Source organism: Novosphingobium sp. AAP93 (genome assembly GCF_001296055.1).
Taxonomy (GTDB): Bacteria; Pseudomonadota; Alphaproteobacteria; order Sphingomonadales; family Sphingomonadaceae; genus Novosphingobium.
Genome location: NZ_LJHZ01000124.1, coordinates 1 through 16,065 on the forward strand (window position 1 = coordinate 1; position 16,065 = coordinate 16,065).

The 16,065-nt window shown below is 63.3% G+C and carries 19 protein-coding genes, 1 tRNA gene and 2 pseudogenes; 10 read left to right on the plus strand and 12 right to left on the minus strand.

The genetic code is table 11. The features are described from left to right. Positions 1 to 6 precede the first annotated feature (6 nt). A tRNA-Met gene (locus IP83_RS17880) sits at positions 7 to 83 on the plus strand. 174 nt (positions 84 to 257) lie between these two features. Here IP83_RS17880 and IP83_RS20385 read toward each other — a convergent pair. The 7 genes and pseudogenes from IP83_RS20385 to istA (IP83_RS17905) all read right to left on the minus strand — a co-directional run. Beyond that, complete coding sequence (locus IP83_RS20385; protein ID WP_156309839.1) at positions 258 to 500, minus strand: hypothetical protein; 243 nt, start codon at positions 498 to 500, stop codon at positions 258 to 260. Positions 501 to 680: 180 nt separating this feature from the next. Next, entirely contained in the window at positions 681 to 779 is a 99-nt protein-coding gene (locus tag IP83_RS21160) for a DUF4113 domain-containing protein (RefSeq protein ID WP_197274434.1), read from the minus strand. A 194-nt stretch (positions 780 to 973) separates the two neighbouring features. After that, on the minus strand, positions 974 to 1,702 hold the full coding sequence (gene istB, locus IP83_RS17885) for an IS21-like element helper ATPase IstB (RefSeq protein ID WP_054123598.1): 729 nt from the start codon (positions 1,700 to 1,702) through the stop codon (positions 974 to 976). Continuing rightward, a pseudogene (locus tag IP83_RS19720) lies at positions 1,689 to 2,060 on the minus strand (IS21 family transposase); the annotation flags it as partial. The gene istB (IP83_RS17885) and the pseudogene IP83_RS19720, both read right to left, overlap by 14 nt. Positions 2,061 to 2,128: 68 nt before the next feature. Next, positions 2,129 to 3,001, minus strand: coding sequence for an IS21-like element helper ATPase IstB (istB, locus tag IP83_RS17895; protein ID WP_054123600.1), 873 nt, complete (start codon positions 2,999 to 3,001; stop codon positions 2,129 to 2,131). Continuing rightward, complete coding sequence (gene istA / locus IP83_RS17900) at positions 2,998 to 4,242, minus strand: IS21 family transposase (RefSeq protein WP_054123601.1); 1,245 nt, start codon at positions 4,240 to 4,242, stop codon at positions 2,998 to 3,000. Before istA (IP83_RS17900) ends, istB (IP83_RS17895) begins: the two co-directional genes overlap by 4 nt. Positions 4,243 to 4,379: 137 nt before the next feature. Continuing rightward, a pseudogene (gene istA / locus IP83_RS17905) lies at positions 4,380 to 5,531 on the minus strand (IS21 family transposase); the annotation flags it as partial. A 243-nt stretch (positions 5,532 to 5,774) separates the two neighbouring features. Here istA (IP83_RS17905) and IP83_RS17910 point away from each other — a divergent pair. Next, positions 5,775 to 6,029 (plus strand): DUF6378 domain-containing protein, encoded by a 255-nt coding sequence (locus IP83_RS17910; RefSeq protein WP_054123602.1) that lies wholly within the window; start codon positions 5,775 to 5,777, stop codon positions 6,027 to 6,029. Between the two features lie 189 nt (positions 6,030 to 6,218). After that, positions 6,219 to 6,800, plus strand: a complete 582-nt coding sequence (locus IP83_RS17920) for a hypothetical protein (RefSeq protein WP_054123604.1) — start codon at positions 6,219 to 6,221, stop codon at positions 6,798 to 6,800. A 170-nt stretch (positions 6,801 to 6,970) separates the two neighbouring features. Here IP83_RS17920 and IP83_RS19725 read toward each other — a convergent pair whose 3' ends face one another. Continuing rightward, complete coding sequence (locus tag IP83_RS19725) at positions 6,971 to 7,267, minus strand: hypothetical protein (RefSeq protein WP_082364824.1); 297 nt, start codon at positions 7,265 to 7,267, stop codon at positions 6,971 to 6,973. Positions 7,268 to 7,382: 115 nt separating this feature from the next. Here IP83_RS19725 and IP83_RS21060 point away from each other — a divergent pair, with 115 nt between their 5' ends. The 3 genes from IP83_RS21060 to IP83_RS17930 all read left to right on the plus strand — a co-directional run bounded on the left by IP83_RS21060 (position 7,383) and on the right by IP83_RS17930 (position 8,422). Then, positions 7,383 to 7,652 carry an HNH endonuclease gene (locus tag IP83_RS21060; RefSeq protein ID WP_255352084.1) on the plus strand — a complete coding sequence of 90 codons (270 nt, stop codon included), beginning with the start codon at positions 7,383 to 7,385 and terminating at the stop codon, positions 7,650 to 7,652. 186 nt (positions 7,653 to 7,838) lie between these two features. Further along, positions 7,839 to 8,201, plus strand: a complete 363-nt coding sequence (locus IP83_RS17925; RefSeq protein WP_054123605.1) for a hypothetical protein — start codon at positions 7,839 to 7,841, stop codon at positions 8,199 to 8,201. Then, positions 8,198 to 8,422, plus strand: a complete 225-nt coding sequence (locus IP83_RS17930) for a hypothetical protein (protein WP_054123606.1) — start codon at positions 8,198 to 8,200, stop codon at positions 8,420 to 8,422. Before IP83_RS17925 ends, IP83_RS17930 begins: the two co-directional genes overlap by 4 nt. A 16-nt stretch (positions 8,423 to 8,438) precedes the next feature. On the opposite strand, the gene IP83_RS17935 is transcribed toward IP83_RS17930, so the two are convergent. Then, complete coding sequence (locus IP83_RS17935; protein WP_054123607.1) at positions 8,439 to 8,768, minus strand: type II toxin-antitoxin system RelE/ParE family toxin; 330 nt, start codon at positions 8,766 to 8,768, stop codon at positions 8,439 to 8,441. Beyond that, on the minus strand, positions 8,765 to 9,004 hold the full coding sequence (locus tag IP83_RS17940) for a type II toxin-antitoxin system ParD family antitoxin (RefSeq protein ID WP_054123608.1): 240 nt from the start codon (positions 9,002 to 9,004) through the stop codon (positions 8,765 to 8,767). Before IP83_RS17940 ends, IP83_RS17935 begins: the two co-directional genes overlap by 4 nt. 79 nt (positions 9,005 to 9,083) lie before the next feature. Here IP83_RS17940 and IP83_RS17945 point away from each other — a divergent pair, with 79 nt between their 5' ends. Both IP83_RS17945 and IP83_RS21165 read left to right on the plus strand, forming a co-directional pair. After that, entirely contained in the window at positions 9,084 to 10,325 is a 1,242-nt protein-coding gene (locus IP83_RS17945) for a site-specific DNA-methyltransferase (RefSeq protein ID WP_054123621.1), read from the plus strand. A gap of 13 nt (positions 10,326 to 10,338) precedes the next feature. Continuing rightward, complete coding sequence (locus IP83_RS21165; protein ID WP_369817040.1) at positions 10,339 to 11,358, plus strand: DNA cytosine methyltransferase; 1,020 nt, start codon at positions 10,339 to 10,341, stop codon at positions 11,356 to 11,358. On the opposite strand, the gene IP83_RS17955 is transcribed toward IP83_RS21165, so the two are convergent. Beyond that, positions 11,251 to 12,624 carry an IS1182 family transposase gene (locus tag IP83_RS17955; RefSeq protein ID WP_054123610.1) on the minus strand — a complete coding sequence of 458 codons (1,374 nt, stop codon included), beginning with the start codon at positions 12,622 to 12,624 and terminating at the stop codon, positions 11,251 to 11,253. The genes IP83_RS21165 and IP83_RS17955 overlap by 108 nt on opposite strands. 380 nt (positions 12,625 to 13,004) lie before the next feature. Between IP83_RS17955 and IP83_RS17960 the strand changes: the two genes are divergently transcribed. Then, positions 13,005 to 14,108 carry a glycine cleavage T C-terminal barrel domain-containing protein gene (locus IP83_RS17960; RefSeq protein WP_054123611.1) on the plus strand — a complete coding sequence of 368 codons (1,104 nt, stop codon included), beginning with the start codon at positions 13,005 to 13,007 and terminating at the stop codon, positions 14,106 to 14,108. Positions 14,109 to 14,119: 11 nt separating this feature from the next. Continuing rightward, positions 14,120 to 15,640: a carboxylesterase/lipase family protein gene (locus IP83_RS17965; protein WP_082364826.1), complete on the plus strand. Its 1,521-nt coding sequence runs from the start codon at positions 14,120 to 14,122 to the stop codon at positions 15,638 to 15,640. Here the strand turns inward: IP83_RS17965 and IP83_RS17970 are convergent. After that, positions 15,637 to 16,053: an ester cyclase gene (locus IP83_RS17970; RefSeq protein WP_054123622.1), complete on the minus strand. Its 417-nt coding sequence runs from the start codon at positions 16,051 to 16,053 to the stop codon at positions 15,637 to 15,639. The genes IP83_RS17965 and IP83_RS17970 overlap by 4 nt on opposite strands. Between the last annotated feature and the right edge of the window lie 12 nt (positions 16,054 to 16,065).

Sequence of the window (16,065 nt, forward strand, 5' to 3'; positions counted from 1 at the left end):
ACACATCGCGGGGTGGAGCAGTCCGGTAGCTCGTCAGGCTCATAACCTGAAGGTCGCAGGTTCAAATCCTGCCCCCGCAACCAACTTCAAGAAGTTTTATCAAAGACGTAGCGAGAGCTCCCTTCGGGGAGCTTTTTGCGTTTGTGGCCCGCTGTAAGCACTGTGGAAGCAAGAGGGGTCTGGTTTGAGCGTATGTTGGCGCAGGGTTACCCGTGTCAGTACTACGCTGCGTTACCGACCTTCAGGGCGATCGGTGATTACCAATCGTCATCCCATTCGAAATCATAGTCGTCCTTGCGGTATTGATGCGGTTTGAAGCCGCGCCCATCATCGTGTCCGAAGAGCTGCTTTTCAGCTAAACGGTTCTCGAGCTTCGCGGCCGAGATTGATAGGCGCCTGCGTGCCAGGTCTTGGCCAGCCCATTCCACCAGCTGAGTTACCCTTGGTCCCCTGGGTGCTCCTTTCAGAAATTGCTTGAGCGCTGCCAGCCGTGCGGACATCAACTCGAGCTCGCCAGCCTCTTTGAGGATTTCGGCAACACCATCTCGGCGGCGTTGCAGAATGTACTCTCGGCGATAGCCTTCCTCGCGCCTCTTTTGTTTTTCGTCGGCTCATGGCGTGCGTGATTTGATGATCGATAAGAGAGCCTGATATCGATCATCTCGCCCGAACCCGACGACCTACCGCATCTTGGCGAGTGGAAGCTCGTTCCAGCGGGTGGTGAAGCTAGGGGACAGGTTATCCTGCCTCATCCGCCACTCGGCATTCTTGCCCGCCAAGCCCAGGCGGGCTTTGCCTCGCCCGAAATGTCAATCGGCGTCCAATCGGGACCCCCTATCGGTGCGCAAAAGGGACCCCCTTTCGGTTGCGTGGATCGGCTGATGCTGGGCGCAGGTTTCGCGCTGCTGGCGGCGTAGGGAGGGCGTAGCCCGACCGGAGGCGGCAGCAGCGCGAAGGCGTTTTCTGGGGTGTCTCAGCTGCGGTGTTTGAAGCGCCAGCTGTCGTTGCCGGTCTCGACGATGTCGCAATGGTGCGTGATGCGGTCGAGCAGCGCGGTGGTCATCTTGGGATCGCCGAAGACGGTAGGCCACTCGCCGAAGGCCAGGTTGGTGGTGATGATGACCGAGGTCTTCTCGTAGAGCTTGCTGATGAGGTGGAACAGCAGTTGGCCGCCTGATCTGGCGAACGGCAGGTAGCCCAGCTCATCGAGGACTACGACGTCGAGCCGGCTTAGCTGGGCGGCCATGGCGCCGGCCTTGCCGATGCGAGCCTCCTCCTCGAGCCGGGTGACGAGGTCAACCGTATTGAAGTAGCGCCCGCGGGCTCCGGCGCAGACGACGCTGGCGGTGATCGCGGTGGCGAGGTGAGTCTTGCCGGTGCCCGTGCCGCCGATGAGCACGATATTGCGCCGTGCGGGCACGAATGAGCCAGCGTGGAGGGAGCGCACCAGGCCCTCGTTGATCGGCGTGCCCTCGAACACGAAGGCATCGAGGTCTTTGACCACCGGCAGCTTGGCTGCGGTCATGCGGTAGCGGATCGAGGCGGCATGACGATGCGCCGCTTCCGCCCGCAGCAGGTCAGTCAGGATCTCGTGGGTCGTGCGCTTGCGCAGCAGCCCCGTGGTGACAGCCTCGTCGAACGCCCCGGCCATGCCCCTGAGGCCGAGCCCGCGCATCGCCTCGATCATCTCATGCCGCTGCATCGAGGCCTCGCACCGTGTCGTAGCGGGCGCAGTCCGCGATCGGCGGATGGCTGAGCTTGAGGTCGACGACCACGTCGAGAGGCCGGTCAGTCGCTGGTTCGCGGTATCGCGCCAGAATGTTGAGGATCACCTCGTCGCTGGCGGCGCCGGCATCAAGCGCTTCGCGGATCGCGGCCTCGACCGCGTCCAGGCCATCGGTCTGCACGGCCGCCAGCACCCGCACGAAGCGCCGATCGGCCTCATCACCGCTCCCCAGCTTGCGGCGCAGCCGCGCCAGTGCCGGCGGAAGGTCCCAGCCCTGGAAGGGGGCGCCGTTGCGCCAGGCGCCGGGCTTGTTGGCCAGAACGGGGAGATAATGCTGTCAACGGCACTGTAAAAATCCCCGGAAGTGGCAAAGTAAAATTCCCCACCTCAGGTTTTGGGCAGTCAGGTGGTTGGTGGCGGGCCTCCATTTTTGGGTGGGCGCCCGCGGCGGCGTGGTTCGATCAGTACGGGCGGTGTAATTGGTGCGTTCGACCTGATGTGCTCGGGCAGGAGATCGGCATGGCGACGCAGGCGGTAGCTTGAGCCATCGATCTGGATGACGATGGCGTGGTGCAGCAGTCGATCGAGCAAGGCCGTTGCCACTACGGGGCTGCCGAAGATGTCGCCCCACTCGGCAAAGCCGCGGTTCGAGGTCAGGATCATCGCGCCCTTTTCGTAGCGCGCATTGACCAACTGGAAGAACAGGTTGCCGCCGCCGGGTATGACCGGGAGGTATCCGATTTCGTCGACGATCAGGAGTGATGGCCGGCAGTAGAAGCGAAGCCGCTCCCGCAATGTGCCTTCGCGTTCAGCCTTCGCGAGAGCGCCGATCAGATCGGCAAGGGTGATGAAGGTAACGCTCTTGCCTGCCTTGACGGCTTCCAGGCCAAGCGCACTGGCCAGATGGCTTTTGCCGGTGCCGGGCGGGCCAAGCAGATGGACCACCTCGGCGCGAGAGACGAAGTTCAGCTCGGCAAGCGCCATGATCCTGGCCTTGTCGAGCGAGGGTTGGAACGAGAAGTCGTATCCTGCCAGCGTCTTCACGGTGTTGACCCGGCCCATGCGCAGTGCCGCGCGGATGCGGCGCTCCTCGCGGAAGGTCAGCTCCTCGAGCAACAACTGCTCCACTGCCTCAAGGGCCGTTATCTCGCCTCGGTCGAGACGGGATACGCAGTCATCGACGACCTCGATCGCGCGCGGCATCTTGAGGCCGACCATGCTGCATTTGATGCGATCTAGCAGGGAGGCTGATGGGTCCGGCAGCAGAGAGTTCATGCTCTTGCTCCCGCCAGCTGCTGGCCGATGGCGGCGTAGATATCGAGAGAGCGGCGCGCGACTTGCTGCCCGGTAAATCCATGCGGCAACGGCAGATCGTCATTCCGGCGCTGATGGCGCCGGTGTCCATCGAGCAGCGAACGCTGCCGCCGCCCTTCCAGCAAGGGGTGGCGTGCGATCAGGCGATCATCCTCGAAGATCCGGATCTCGTCGGCGAGGCTGTGCACTTCGACCACGCGGCGCCGGGTTGCATCGGGGACCGAGTAGTAGTTGCCGCCAACGCTGACCATGCCTTCATGGCTGATCCGACGCTCCAGCTTGAGGACGGCGCCGAACGGCACCAGCGGCAATGGCTGCAATACAGGTCGCTCCTCGGCGAAGGCCTCATTGACGATCCGCCCAGTCGATGCGTGCAGGCGAGGATTGGCAACGGTGCTGAGCCAGCGGTCGAACTGAGCGTTCAGATCGCCCAGGTCGCGGAAGGTGCCGCCCAGGAAGAAGTCCTCGCGGATGTAGCGGAACGGCCGTTCGACCTTGCCCTTGGTCTCAGGCCGATAGGCGCGGCAAGCCTTGGGCAGGAAGCCGTAATGCTTGGCGAACTCGCCCAGCGTTCGGTTGTAGACGACACGGCCATCCTCATCCTCACCGATGACGGCAGTCTTCATGCGGTCGTACAGGATCTCGCGCGGCACCCCGCCGATCGCCTCGAACGCCGCGCGATGACACGCCAGCACGCTCGGCATCGTCTGGCGCATGACGAACCGCCCCCAGATCAGCCTGGAGAAGCCCAGGACCATGGAGAACAGCCAGACAATCTGCACCTGATCGGGCGTGTCGGCGAAACGAACGCGGAATTGTGCGAAGTCGACTTGGGCCTGTTGACCGGCAGGCGTCTCGAAGCGCACGGCATAGGGCTTGCCTCCGCCAGCTGGTCGCAGCGTGCGCACCACGTCGCGCACCGTGCTGTAGCCACCAGCATAGCCACGTTCGCCAAGCTCGCGCGCTAGACGCTGTGCGCTCAACCCGGGGTATGCTTCCAGACGCGCGCGCAGATAATCCATGTAGGGATCGAGCAAGCGTTCCCGAGGTTGGCGAGGGCCATAGGTCGGCACCTCGATGCCGCGGCCGATATATTTGCGGACTGTCTTGCGGTCGATGCCGACTTGCCGGGCGATGGCGGCAATCTTCACGCCTTGGCGGTGCAAATCCAGGATCATCATCAGATCTCCAAGCTTCTTCATCGCAGCACCGCCTCCCACCGGGAAAGCTATGCCGGATTTTTGGAATTTGACCCTGTCCGGGGCGCGCCCCGGACAGGGTCAACGAGAAGAAGTGGGGAATTTTCAAATGTCACTTCTGGGGCATTTTACTCCGCCATCAACAAATGCCAGGGATCGTAGATCGTCCGGTCACGGCCGAAGTGCCGGGCATGTTCGGCGATAACCTCGTCACCGAGGCGCACGACGATCCGGTCGGCATAGGCGCGGACCTGGACCGCCCGCCGCGCGGCCTTGGCCATGACGGAATAGCGGTTGCGGTCGAAGCTGATCAGGCAAGTGCCAGTCACGGCATGCGTGGTCTCGTGGAAGCCGTCGAACGGCGCCAGCATGGGCTGCAGGGCTGGCCGCTCGAGGTCCAGTGCCTCAGCCACGGTCAGTTCCTTCCGTTCGGGATGGGGATGCAACGAGGCCCAGCGCAGACACTCGGCCTCCAGCCATCCGTTGAGCTCCTCGATGCTGGTAAAGCGCAGGCGGGGCTGGAAGAAGCGCCCACGGATGGTCTGGACCTGGTTCTCGACCTGACCTTTCTCCCACCCCGCTGCCGGCGAGCAGGCCGTGGGCTCGACCATGTAATGGTCGGCCATGACCAAAAACCGGCGGTTGAACACACGTTCCTTGCCGACGAAGACCGCGGCGACAGCCGTCTTCATGTTATCGTAGATCCCCCGCAACGGAACGCCGCCGAAGAAGGCGAAGCCCCGGGCATGGGCATCGAACACCATCTCCTGCGTCTCGCGCGGATAGGCCCGGACATAGATCGCCCGCGACGCGCACAGCCGCATGTGCGCCACCTTCACCCGCATCGGCTTGCCGGCGATCTCCACATCCTCGTGGCTCCAGTCGAACTGGTATGCCTCGCCGGGTTGGAACAGCAGCGGAATGAACGCCGGGGCGCCGTCACCGGCATCCTTGCGCCGCGCTTCCGCCCAGCGCCGGGCGTAGCGCCGGACCGCATCGTAGGATCCCTCGAACCCCTCCCGGCACAGCAGATCATGGATCCGCGTCATGCGCAGCCGGTCGCGCCGGTGCCGCGCCTCGTTCTCCGTCAGCAGCGTATCGAGGCGTTCCTGGAACGGCCCAAGCCGGGGCAGCGGTTGGACCGTGCGATGGTAATCGAACGCGCCTTCCGGCGCCCGGATCGCCTTGCGCACCACTTTGCGCGACAACCGCAAATCCCGCGCAATCGCCTTGATCGCCTTCCCACCCGCGTGCTCGCGCCGGATCCGAACGACTGTCTCCACCACCAACATCCCGATCTCGCCACCTGGAATACCAGGCGGCCCGCTACACCATCGGAATGAGGGGTCCCTTTTAGACGCCGATCACCCCGCTAACGGGGTCCCTTTTGCACGCCGGTCCACAGGCAAGGGCAATGCCGACAAGGCCGCGGTGATCGATGCCATGCGTGCCCGTGGCTTTGCACCTCGGGATGACAACGAGGCTGACGCACTAGCCATCCTGCTTTGGGCCATTGAGACCCGGGGAGGTGTTCGATGACCACTTGGTCCATTCTCGGTCACACCGCCAAGGTGCTCGAAGAACGCCGTGACGACTACGGCGATCCAGCCGAGCAGTTTCGCGCTATTGCCAACCGCTGGTCGATCACGCTCAGCACGCCTGTCACGCCGTCACAGGTCGCTCTGTGCATGATCGACCTAAAGCTTGTCCGGCTGGCTTACGATCCCGGGCATGTCGACAGCATGGTCGATGTGATCGGCTATGCCGCCCTGCTGCGGGAGGTGCGCTGATGGTTGCCATTTCCCCAGTCTACAGTCATGCCCGGCAGCGCGACGCCTTCGAGCTCGCCCGGGATGGGTGGCGGCAACGCGGGATCCTTGCGGTCTCGCCTTCCGACAGGCGCCTCAGCTTCAGCGAGCGGGAGTTTATCCGCGAGCTGGGTGAACGTCTCTACGGAAGTGAGGGCAGGGGAGGCGCCCATGGCTCGCGGTCGTAAGCGCAAGGCCGGCAAGCGCCACCCTTCCGGAAAGCTCGTCCAGCCGCGTCTCGAAGAGACCCAGCGCGAGGTGATGTCGACAGTGCTGGAGGCGCGCCAACGTCACTTTGGGGTCAGCGAGCGTCAGGCAAAGGACGAGCGGCTGGGAACGGCACTTGGCCGACTGGCCTTTGTCGGCGCTATCACGCTCAGCCAGTATGCAGCTGGTGAGCTCTACGGCGAAACCATGGCTCGGCACCGGGCAGTGGTCGGCTTGCCCCTGGCCCAGCCGCGTTCGGTCACCGGTCTTCTCATCAACGAGGGGATCTTCGGCGGGGGTGAACCTGTCCATGACCCCGAGCTCATCGATCGGATCCGGAAGGAGGCTGCTGCCGCGACTTTGGTACTAAGCGATGCTGACCGCGATATGCCGGCTGGCACGAGGCGCGGCCCCAGCCTGTTGGTTCATTCCCTCGTCTGCTACGATGTCGATGCGGCGCTCTGGTCGGCTGCGGACTTGAAGTGGTTGGGCCATGGTCTTGATGCCCTGGCGAAACTTTATCGCATCCGCCTCGATAGTTCCTGACGCAATGCGACGGAGCGCAGCGCAATGAATCTAGTCATAAAGTAATGATTCAAAAGGAAATAACTATTTGACCGGCTGGGGTTTACAGCCTAGGAGTATTTCCGAAATTGAGAATTCAGAACTGCGCCCGGAGCTCACCAGCTTTCGGGCGTTGTTGCATCAAAGCATGGTCAAATCTGGCAACGGATCATGGCGATGGCTTTGTCCCCGCGCTTATATCCTGGACGAGGCGCCTCGCTGGCTTCTTCCAGAACGGCATATGCCCAAGTCTTGTCGAGGCTCAGTAGTTTCCAGTCCGTAGTGTTTCCGCTCTTGCTGCCACCACGGACTTGCCATGCCCGCATTACTGGATTTCCATCAGCAGTAGTGCCGACGGCGTGCACCTCAACAACTCGGACCAGACCATCGTAGCGGATCTCCAAACGCTTCTTTGCAGCCAGCGCATCACATGCCACGTGCCACCACATTACAAGATCTCCTTTCGTCCACATTGAGCAATGCAAATTACTTTAGGTGGCCCCTGTTGGGGAGCCTTTGACTGTGGATCAAACCTCTAAGAGTGTGGAGAAAGCCTCCGTCAGAGTGCTCGCGAAGAGAGTTCGGGGCCGCCGTGCAGTTGCCGATCGCCTTCGCCGCCTCCGTATCGAACCCCTCTGCCGCGATTGCGCCTCTGCCGGAATAGTCCGCGAGGCGACCGTACCTGACCACATCGTGCCGCTCGCCCGTGGCGGATCGGACGAGGACAGCAACATCCGCTGCCTATGCGCCGAGTGCCATGCAAGGCGGACTGCGCAGCAATTCGGCCGACGCAGGACGGTCGCCGTGGGGCCTGACGGGTGGCCGATCAGGTGACCAGGCCGGGGGGCGGGGCGAAAGTCTGGTGCTTTGGCGGGGGAAACCGCGCTTGGCCCAAAATTCACGCAACCGCGAGTTAGCAACCGGGGGTCAGATAGCAGAATGTCGCAGATTTCCGTCGAATTGACTGGATAGTCGCCGCGATACGAGCGGTAGTCGCTTCACGAAAACGGAGCGATGCAAATGACCAACTCGACCTTGCCAACCGCCAACGAAGCATGGGGCTTTTATGGCACCAGTGGCGCCTTTGCCGATGCGGATACAGCCTGGGCGATTGCCTTCCCGGCGGTGCTGGCGGCAACCGAAGGCACGGCCGAAGGGGTTCGGGATTTTCTCGATAGCCGCCATGGCCGCCACTTCGCTGATGACGTCCACAACGGCATCCACGCGGGGCTCGACCTAACCGCAGCCATCGAAGCGGCGATCACCCGCTGGATGGGCTGGACCATCAACCGTGAAACCGCCCGCGAGATCGCGATGCCCAAGGGGCTGCCTTACCTGAAGGGCTTCGTCCTCTACTTCAGCCTGCAGGCTCACGCCGCATGAGCTCGGGCATCACCAGCACCATCCGCCTTGCGATCCGCACGCTGCCGGAGAACTTCGACCGCAGCCGGATCGTCGCGGTGATCGAGACGATCGAACAGGAACTTTACGAGGGCGGCGTCTACGCCAGCGCAACCGCCGACAGCTTCACCATCGAGATCACGGTCAGGACTGACCAGTTGCTCGACACCGCCAAGGTGCTCACCGAGCTTGAACTGATCTGATCCCCGGATTGGGGTGTCAGTCTTCTTCGCTGTCCTGAAGCCACGACGGAATATCACGCTGGGCATGCAGGACGCGCCAGACGTCGACGTGGTCCTCACGTGCCATGAAAAACACGAGGTAGGGATAGCGCTTCAGTTTCTGGCTGCGCAGGCCCGGTAGATTGAGTTCCTGCCCCCATCGCGGCGTACTACCGGAGGGGTTTCCACCAATCTGCGCGTAGGTGGCCTCAAGCGCATCGATGAAGCCGAATGCGACATCGCGACCAGCTTCGGCGAGATAATGATCGATTGCCTGCTCAGCATCCAGCCTCGCCAGTTCGCGAGGGATAACGGGAAGCGACTTCACGAAGCAGCGTGCTGGCTGACCCTGGCGCGAAGCCCGGCAAAATAGGTCTCATCGGCAGGTGCCGTCGGAGCTGATGCCGCGCCTTCCAGCAGGAGGCCGCGCAGTTTCTGGATGTCCTGATCCTTCCGGATCAGCTCACGAACATATTCACTGCTGGTGCCGTAACCTCGGGTGTTGACCTGCTGGTCGACGAACGACTTCAGCGTGTCCGGCAAAGAGATGTTCATCGTGCTCATGGGGCGCGAATACCACTTTTGGCAAAAATTGGCAAGATCGCTGCTATGGCTGATCTGTCAGGATCTCATCGGAATTTTCATGTCCCAAGACTGGCCGGCCCAGAGCAGCGAGCTCTGGCCGATAGAGAAGATCACGCCCTATGCGCGCAACTCCCGCACGCACTCGGACGAACAGGTCGCGCAGATTGCAGCCTCGATCCGGGAATGGGGCTGGACCAACCCGATCCTCGTCGATGAAGACGGCGGCCTGATCGCCGGCCATGGCCGTCTGCTGGCAGCCCGCAAGCTGGGCCTGACCCAAATCCCTACCATGGTCGCCAAGGGCTGGAGCGAAGCCCAGAAAAAGGCCTACGTCATCGCCGACAACAAGCTGGCGCTGAATGCCGGCTGGGACCTCGAACTGCTGGCCGTTGAACTCGGCGATCTGCAGGGTTTCGACTTCGACCTCATGTTGACCGGCTTCTCGGACGATGAGCTGGCCAAGCTGCTGGCAGAAAAGACCGAAGGCAACACCGACCCGGACGAAATCCCCGAAGCGCCCATCGACCCCATCGCCAAGCCCGGCGATGTCTGGCTGCTCGGCAAGCACCGGCTCGTCTGCGGCGACAGCATCGATGCCGATACGGTGGCCAAGGCCCTGGACGGCGTATCGCCCCATCTGATGGTCACCGACCCGCCCTACGGCGTGGAATACGATCCCGCCTGGCGCGAGAAGGCTGGGGTCGCCGCTTCTGGCACTGCCAAGGGCAAGGTGCTGAACGACGACAAGGCCGACTGGCGCGAGGCCTGGGCATTGTTCCCGGGCGATGTCGCCTATGTCTGGCATGCGGGGCTCTTCGCGGGTGTGGTCGGCGACAGCCTCGCTGCCTGCGACTTTCATCTGCGCAGCCAGATCATATGGGACAAGGGTCAGCTGGTCCTCTCGCGCGGCGACTATCACTGGGAACACGAGCCCTGCTGGTATGCCGTGAAAAAGGGCGCGAAGGGCCACTGGGCCGGTGACCGCAAGCAGACCACTGTCTGGCACATTGCCAAGCCCAAGAAGAACGAGACGGGTCACGGCACCCAGAAGCCGGTCGAGTGCATGAAGCGCCCGATCGAGAACAATTCCAGCCCCGGCCAAGCCGTCTACGAGCCATTTTCGGGCTCGGGCACCACGATCATTGCTGGTGAAATGACCGGTCGCTCGGTCCACGCCATCGAACTCAACCCTGCCTACGTCGATGTCGCCATCAAGCGCTGGCAGGACTTCACCGGCAAACCGGCCACCCTTGAGGGTGACGGCCGGACCTTCGCCGAACTCAGCGAACAGCAGCGGTAACAACGTGCATGACATGGCTCTATCTTCCCCCGGGCGCGGTCCGGGGAGCGACGACGCACGCCTTGACGGCCTCTCCCTGTGCGCAGGTGCAGGCGGCCTCGATCTCGGTCTCCACATCGCCTGTCCCGGCTATCGCACTGTGGGTTACGTCGAGCGGGAAGCCTTCGCAGCAGCCACTCTCGTCGCGCGGATGGAAGACAAAGCCCTGGATCCGGCGCCTGTCTGGGACGACCTTACAACCTTCGACGGCCGACCTTGGCGCGGCCTCGTGGATATCCTCACTGCGGGCTATCCATGCCAGCCGTTCTCGGTCGCCGGCCGCCGCCTCGGCGAGGCCGATCCGCGCCATCTCTGGCCGCACGTCGCCCGCATCATCCGGGAATGCGATCCCGGAATCATCTTCCTCGAAAATGTCGCCAATCATCTGCGCCTCGGATTTCCCGAAGTCGCCCGAGACCTGGTCGGCATGGGCTACGTCCTTGCGGCAGGACTGTTTACGGCGGCGGAAGTCGGCGCACCGCACCGGCGCGAACGCCTGTTCATCCTTGCCCTCCGCGAGGGCGACGAACTGGCCGACCCCGCGCGCCTGCTCGGGATCGCGGTCGAGTGGCTGCAACAGGACGGAGTTTCTCAGGCTCTGGCCGACACCGCAGACCGACAGTTTCAGGAGCCGTGGCGGGGACCGGAAGGACGAGAAAGGCCTCGACCGGCTTGCCCGGGACTGGCCGACGCCGAAAGCGATCACGGGCGGGCCGAACTCGAAACGTGCCGAGCGCGGTGCGGGTGGCCCGGACCTGCAGGAAGTGGCTGCCCAGTGGCCGACGCCGATGGCGAGCGACGGAAACAAGCCGATGCCGTTGAAAAAGTCGCCTTCACTGCGAAGCGAAGGGTGCTGATCGAGACGGTTAAGCAGGGTCGCCTGACCTCATGCCATCGCCAGCTGTCTGGCGAGGCTGATCTTGGCGAGCTTGCGCAGGTTCTGGGCGGCTGCAGCGAGGTGGAATTCGTCTCTGGCGCCATTGGGTCCGCGTAATCGCAGCCGCTCGAGCCGCATGATGCGCTTGAGGTGGGCAAACAGCATCTCGACCTTCTTGCGTTCTCGGCGCGAGGTGATCCATTCGTCTTCGCGCGACAGAGCCCGAGCCAGATCGCGCGCGCCCTCGTGGATGGAACGGGTCACCTTGCGCGCCGGCAGGATGGGTGTGCATTGCGGCTTGAGGGCGCAACTGGTGCAGTCCTGCTGCCGGGCTCGGTAACGGATGAAGCCGTCCTGGTCGGCTTCCGGGCGCGGCGAGGCGAAGTTGCGGTTGCGCGGCCTCAGGCGCTTGCCGGCCGGGCAGATGTAGCTGTCATCCTCGTGATCAAAGGCGAAGTCGCTGCGCTCGAAAGCGCCATCGCTCCTGGCGGACTTGTCGAAGACGGGCACGTGCGGCTCGATGCCGCGCTCGTGCACGAGCCATGCGAGCATGCCGGCAGAACCATAGCCGGTGTCGCCGATCAGCTTGCGAGGCCATAGGCCATGGCGGTCGGCTGCCCGCTCGATCATCCGCTTGGCTGCGGTAACCTCGGCCTGGCGCACCGCCGTGCTCGCCTCGACCTCCACAATCACCGCGTTGTCGACGTCGATCAGGTAGTTGGTGGCATAGCAGAAGTCGGCGCGGTTGCCGTGCGCCTGAGTATAGCGGGCCGCAGGATCGACAGGCGAAACGCGCTTGGGCTCGACCGGCGTTGCGCCGCCGAAAGCAGCATCGTCGAGTACGGCCAGGTACTCCTCGACAGCACGGCTTTGCGGATCGGCGGGCAGGCCTTGCGTACCCTCGACATAAGTCTGCCGGTTGGCTTCGGCCCGGATCAGGCTGGCATCGACAGCAAAGCCGTCACCGCCGACCAGTCCTTCCTCGATGCAGCGCCGCACGGTGGCTTCGAACAGCTGGCGGAACAGGTCGCTCTCCCGGAAACGACCATGGCGGTTCTTCGAGAAGGTCGAGTGATCCGGCACGTCGCCGTCGAGCCCCAGGCGGCAGAACCAGCGGTAAGCCAGGTTGAGGTGCACCTCCTCGCAAAGGCGGCGTTCCGACCTGATGCCGAAGCAGTACCCCACGATCAGCATCCGCAGCATCAGCTCGGGGTCGATCGAGGGGCGGCCGATCGCGCTGTAGAACCCTCGCAGGTGCTCGCGCAGGCCAGACAGGTCCACGAACCGGTCGATCGCTCGCAGCAGATGGTCGGCCGGAACGTGCCGATCCAGGCTGAACTCGTAGAACAGGGCCTCCTGCGCCATCCGGCGCTCGCCCATCATCGCTTGGCGTCCTTCAGCATTCTGATGCTGAATCAGACCATCACCCCGACTGCAAGACCGACTTTTTCAACGGCATCGGTCGGTTGCTGCCAGAAGCCGGACGCCGCATAGCGGTAGCAAGTCGATAGCGACGTCTCGACGGCACCCAATGGCAAGAACTGCGATCGCAATTCCGCGCAGGAATCTAGGCGTGCATTTGTCGAACGCCCGGCCCTACTGCTCCTTCCCCGCGAACATATAACGGGCAATTCAGATCGTGCAGTCCCTCTAGAATCTGCAAACATTAGGGTAACTTATACCCTCTTGGCCCAATCGTCGGTTGCCATCAGGGGTGCCCCGCTGCCAAGCATTGTCAAACTGAAGAGCTCAGGGAGAGCGCCATGGTAGCCGTGTTTCCGACAGCGCGCCTGCGTACATCGCCGTTCTACGAGGCGACGGTGGCGGAAGGCATGACCTCTGCCAGCATCTACAATCGTATGATCATGCCCACGACCTATGGCGATCCGGAAGCCGAGTATTGGCGTCTGATAGAGGGCGTTTCGCAGTGGGATGTCGGCGTTGAGCGGCAGGTCCAGCTCGAGGGCCCCGATGCGGGACGCCTCGCCCAGATGCTCACCGCGCGTGACATTTCCACCTGTAAGCAGGGCCAGGGCAAGTATGCGCCGCTGTGCAATCACCGGGGCACGGTGATCAACGATCCGATCCTCCTGAAACACGCTGATGATCTCTACTGGTTCTCGATCGCCGACAGCGACATCTGGTTCTGGGCCAATGCCATCGTCGCGGAACGCGGCCTCGATGTGGAGGTGAGCGAGCCCGATGTTTCGCCGATGGCGCTGCAGGGCCCAAAGGCGGAAGCGGTCGTCGCGTCGGTGATGGGCGATTGGGTGCGCGGCCTCAAATACTTCTGGTTCCGCGATGCCGAGGTCGAGGGCATTCCGGTGACGGTGCAGCGCTCAGGCTGGTCGAAGCAGGGCGGTTTCGAGATCTATCTGCGCGATGGCCGTCACGGCACGCGGTTGTGGAACATCTTCAGGGAAGCAGGCCAACCCCACGGCATCGGCCCCGGCGCGCCGACGTCAGCCGAGCGCACCGAAAGCGGATTGCTCTCGGTAGGCGGGGATACCGATGCGAACACCAATCCATTCGAGGTGCGCCTCGGGAAATACGTGAACCTCGATGTGCCGGATGACACGCTGGGTATCGCCGCGCTGCGCCGGATCGCGCAGGAGGGGCCCCGCCGCCATCAGCTTGGCTTGATACTCCAGGGCGAGACGCCCGCGCCGCTGGGCTTTACTCACGAGGACATCCTGCTGCACGGGACAAAGGTCGGAGTGATGACCAACTGCGTGTGGTCGCCGCGCCTGACTGCGAACATCGGGTATGCGCTGATCGCAGTGGAAGCGCAGGCGGGCGATACGGTCGAGATCATGCGGGGCGGTGGTGTGACCGCGGCCCGGCTTGTCGAGCTGCCGTTCATCTAGGCGCGAAGGCCATGATGCGGCACCGACGGATCTGGCAGGTACTGCTTCTCCTTGCGGCGTTGCTGCCTGGTGCGGCTCGGGCCGACGGTGCGCCGAGCGTCCGCATCGGCAAGCAGATCCTGCTAGGTGTCGGCGAAGCGGATGGCGTCGCCTCGTTCCGCGGGATCGCCTACGCACAACCCCCAGTCGGCCCGCTGCGCTGGAAAGCACCTCAGCCATTAGGGTACCCTGCAGGCACAGTGGACGCCACCGAGTTTGCCCCCGCTTGTCCGCAAGGCGATGGCAATACCCGCTGGTATCGCCGTCTCGCTAAAGCGATGGGTGCCGACCCCGCAGTTGTGCCACCCATCTCGCGCCTCAGCGAGGACTGCCTCTACCTCAACATTTGGACACCGCAGCCACGCGTCGGCGCGCGCCTGCCGGTCATGGTCTGGATCCACGGCGGTTCGAACGAGAACGGCTATGCCTACGAACCGAACTATCGTGGCGGACCGCTGGCTCGCGAGGGGGTGGTGATCGTCACGATCGCCTACCGTCTCGGGTTGCTCGGCTTTTTCGCGCACCCTTCGCTAGGGTCGGAAAGAGACGGGGCAGGGGCAGGCGGGCGGCAGGGTCTGCTAGACCAGATCGCCGCGCTGCGCTGGATCAGAGCACATATCGCTGCGTTCGGCGGCGATCCGGCTAATGTAACGGTGTCCGGCGAGTCCGCCGGGGGAACCGATATCGCCCTGCTCGCAGCAATGCCGCAAGTACGCGGCCTATTTGCGCGCGCGATCATAGAGAGTGGCTACCTCGCGCCCGATGGCGTGACCAGTCTGCCCGCCGCAAGGAACTTCGCAGCGAGGCTGTTCAGTCCCGCGATCACGGCAGAGCAGCTGCGCGCGCTGCATTGGCAGGAGATCGTTGCGCTGCAGGATCGCAAGCTCCGGGGCCATTTTTATACGCCGGTCGCCCCAGTGCCGCATCGTTCCCAAGTACCGCTGCTGATCGGCAGTAATGCCAATGAGTACCGCATGTACCTTCCGGCCGATGAAGTCGGCTTGCACGCTGCGCTAGCGAAAGAATTGCGCGGGCTGCCTCTGTACCGGCGCCGGGCAGTACGGCGCTGGACTGCGCAGTTGGGCGGTGATCTGGCCAGCAAGGTCGATGCCGTCAGTTCCGGCAAGGCCTTCCACTGCCCTGCCGCGCGCATGGCGGCAGCAACGGCGGCGGGCGGCCAGACAGTCCATCTTTACCGGTTCATGCGCGTCCGTCCGGGTGCTCATAACCTCGGCGCCTATCATGGCGCAGAGATCCCCTATGTGTTTGGAACAGCCGACGACTGGCTGCCAGCTTCAGCCCAGGATGCTGCCTTGGCTCAGCAGATCCAGCAATACTGGCTGAATTTCGCGCGGACCGGCCGACCCGAAGCTGCTGGTCTGCCGCGCTGGCCGCGCAGCACGTCGCGCACCCTGGCCGTGCTGCCAATCGGCGGCGCAGCGGCATCAGACACGTCGGCGAAGACAGCCCTTTGTCGGCTCCTTCGTCCCTAGGCCCAGCCGAGCTGCTTAAGTGCCCAGCCGTCGTTCCAGATCTTGGTCATGTGGCTGATCTTGCCGCCCTCGAACTGGATGATGTAGGCGTAGTCGGACTTTGCTCTCATTCCGGTTGCCGGAACTGGACCATTGGCCCCGTCATGCGTGCCGGTGAACACGGCGCAGGCCGCCACGGTGTTCCGCTCGGAATCTTCAGCGAAAGCGGTCAGTTCGTAGCTGCCATCGGTAAGCATAGTCAGCAGGCCGCGCATCCAGTCTGCGTAATCAGCAAGCGTCGTGATCTCCGCGATTGCTCCTGATTGCGCGGAGAATCCTGCATCCGTTTGGCAGAATGGCTTGCACGCCGCCCAACCTTGCCCAGTTTCGCAAGCTTCGAAAAATGCGCGTGCCGTCGCGAGATTGCCTGTCATCGAAGGTTTCTC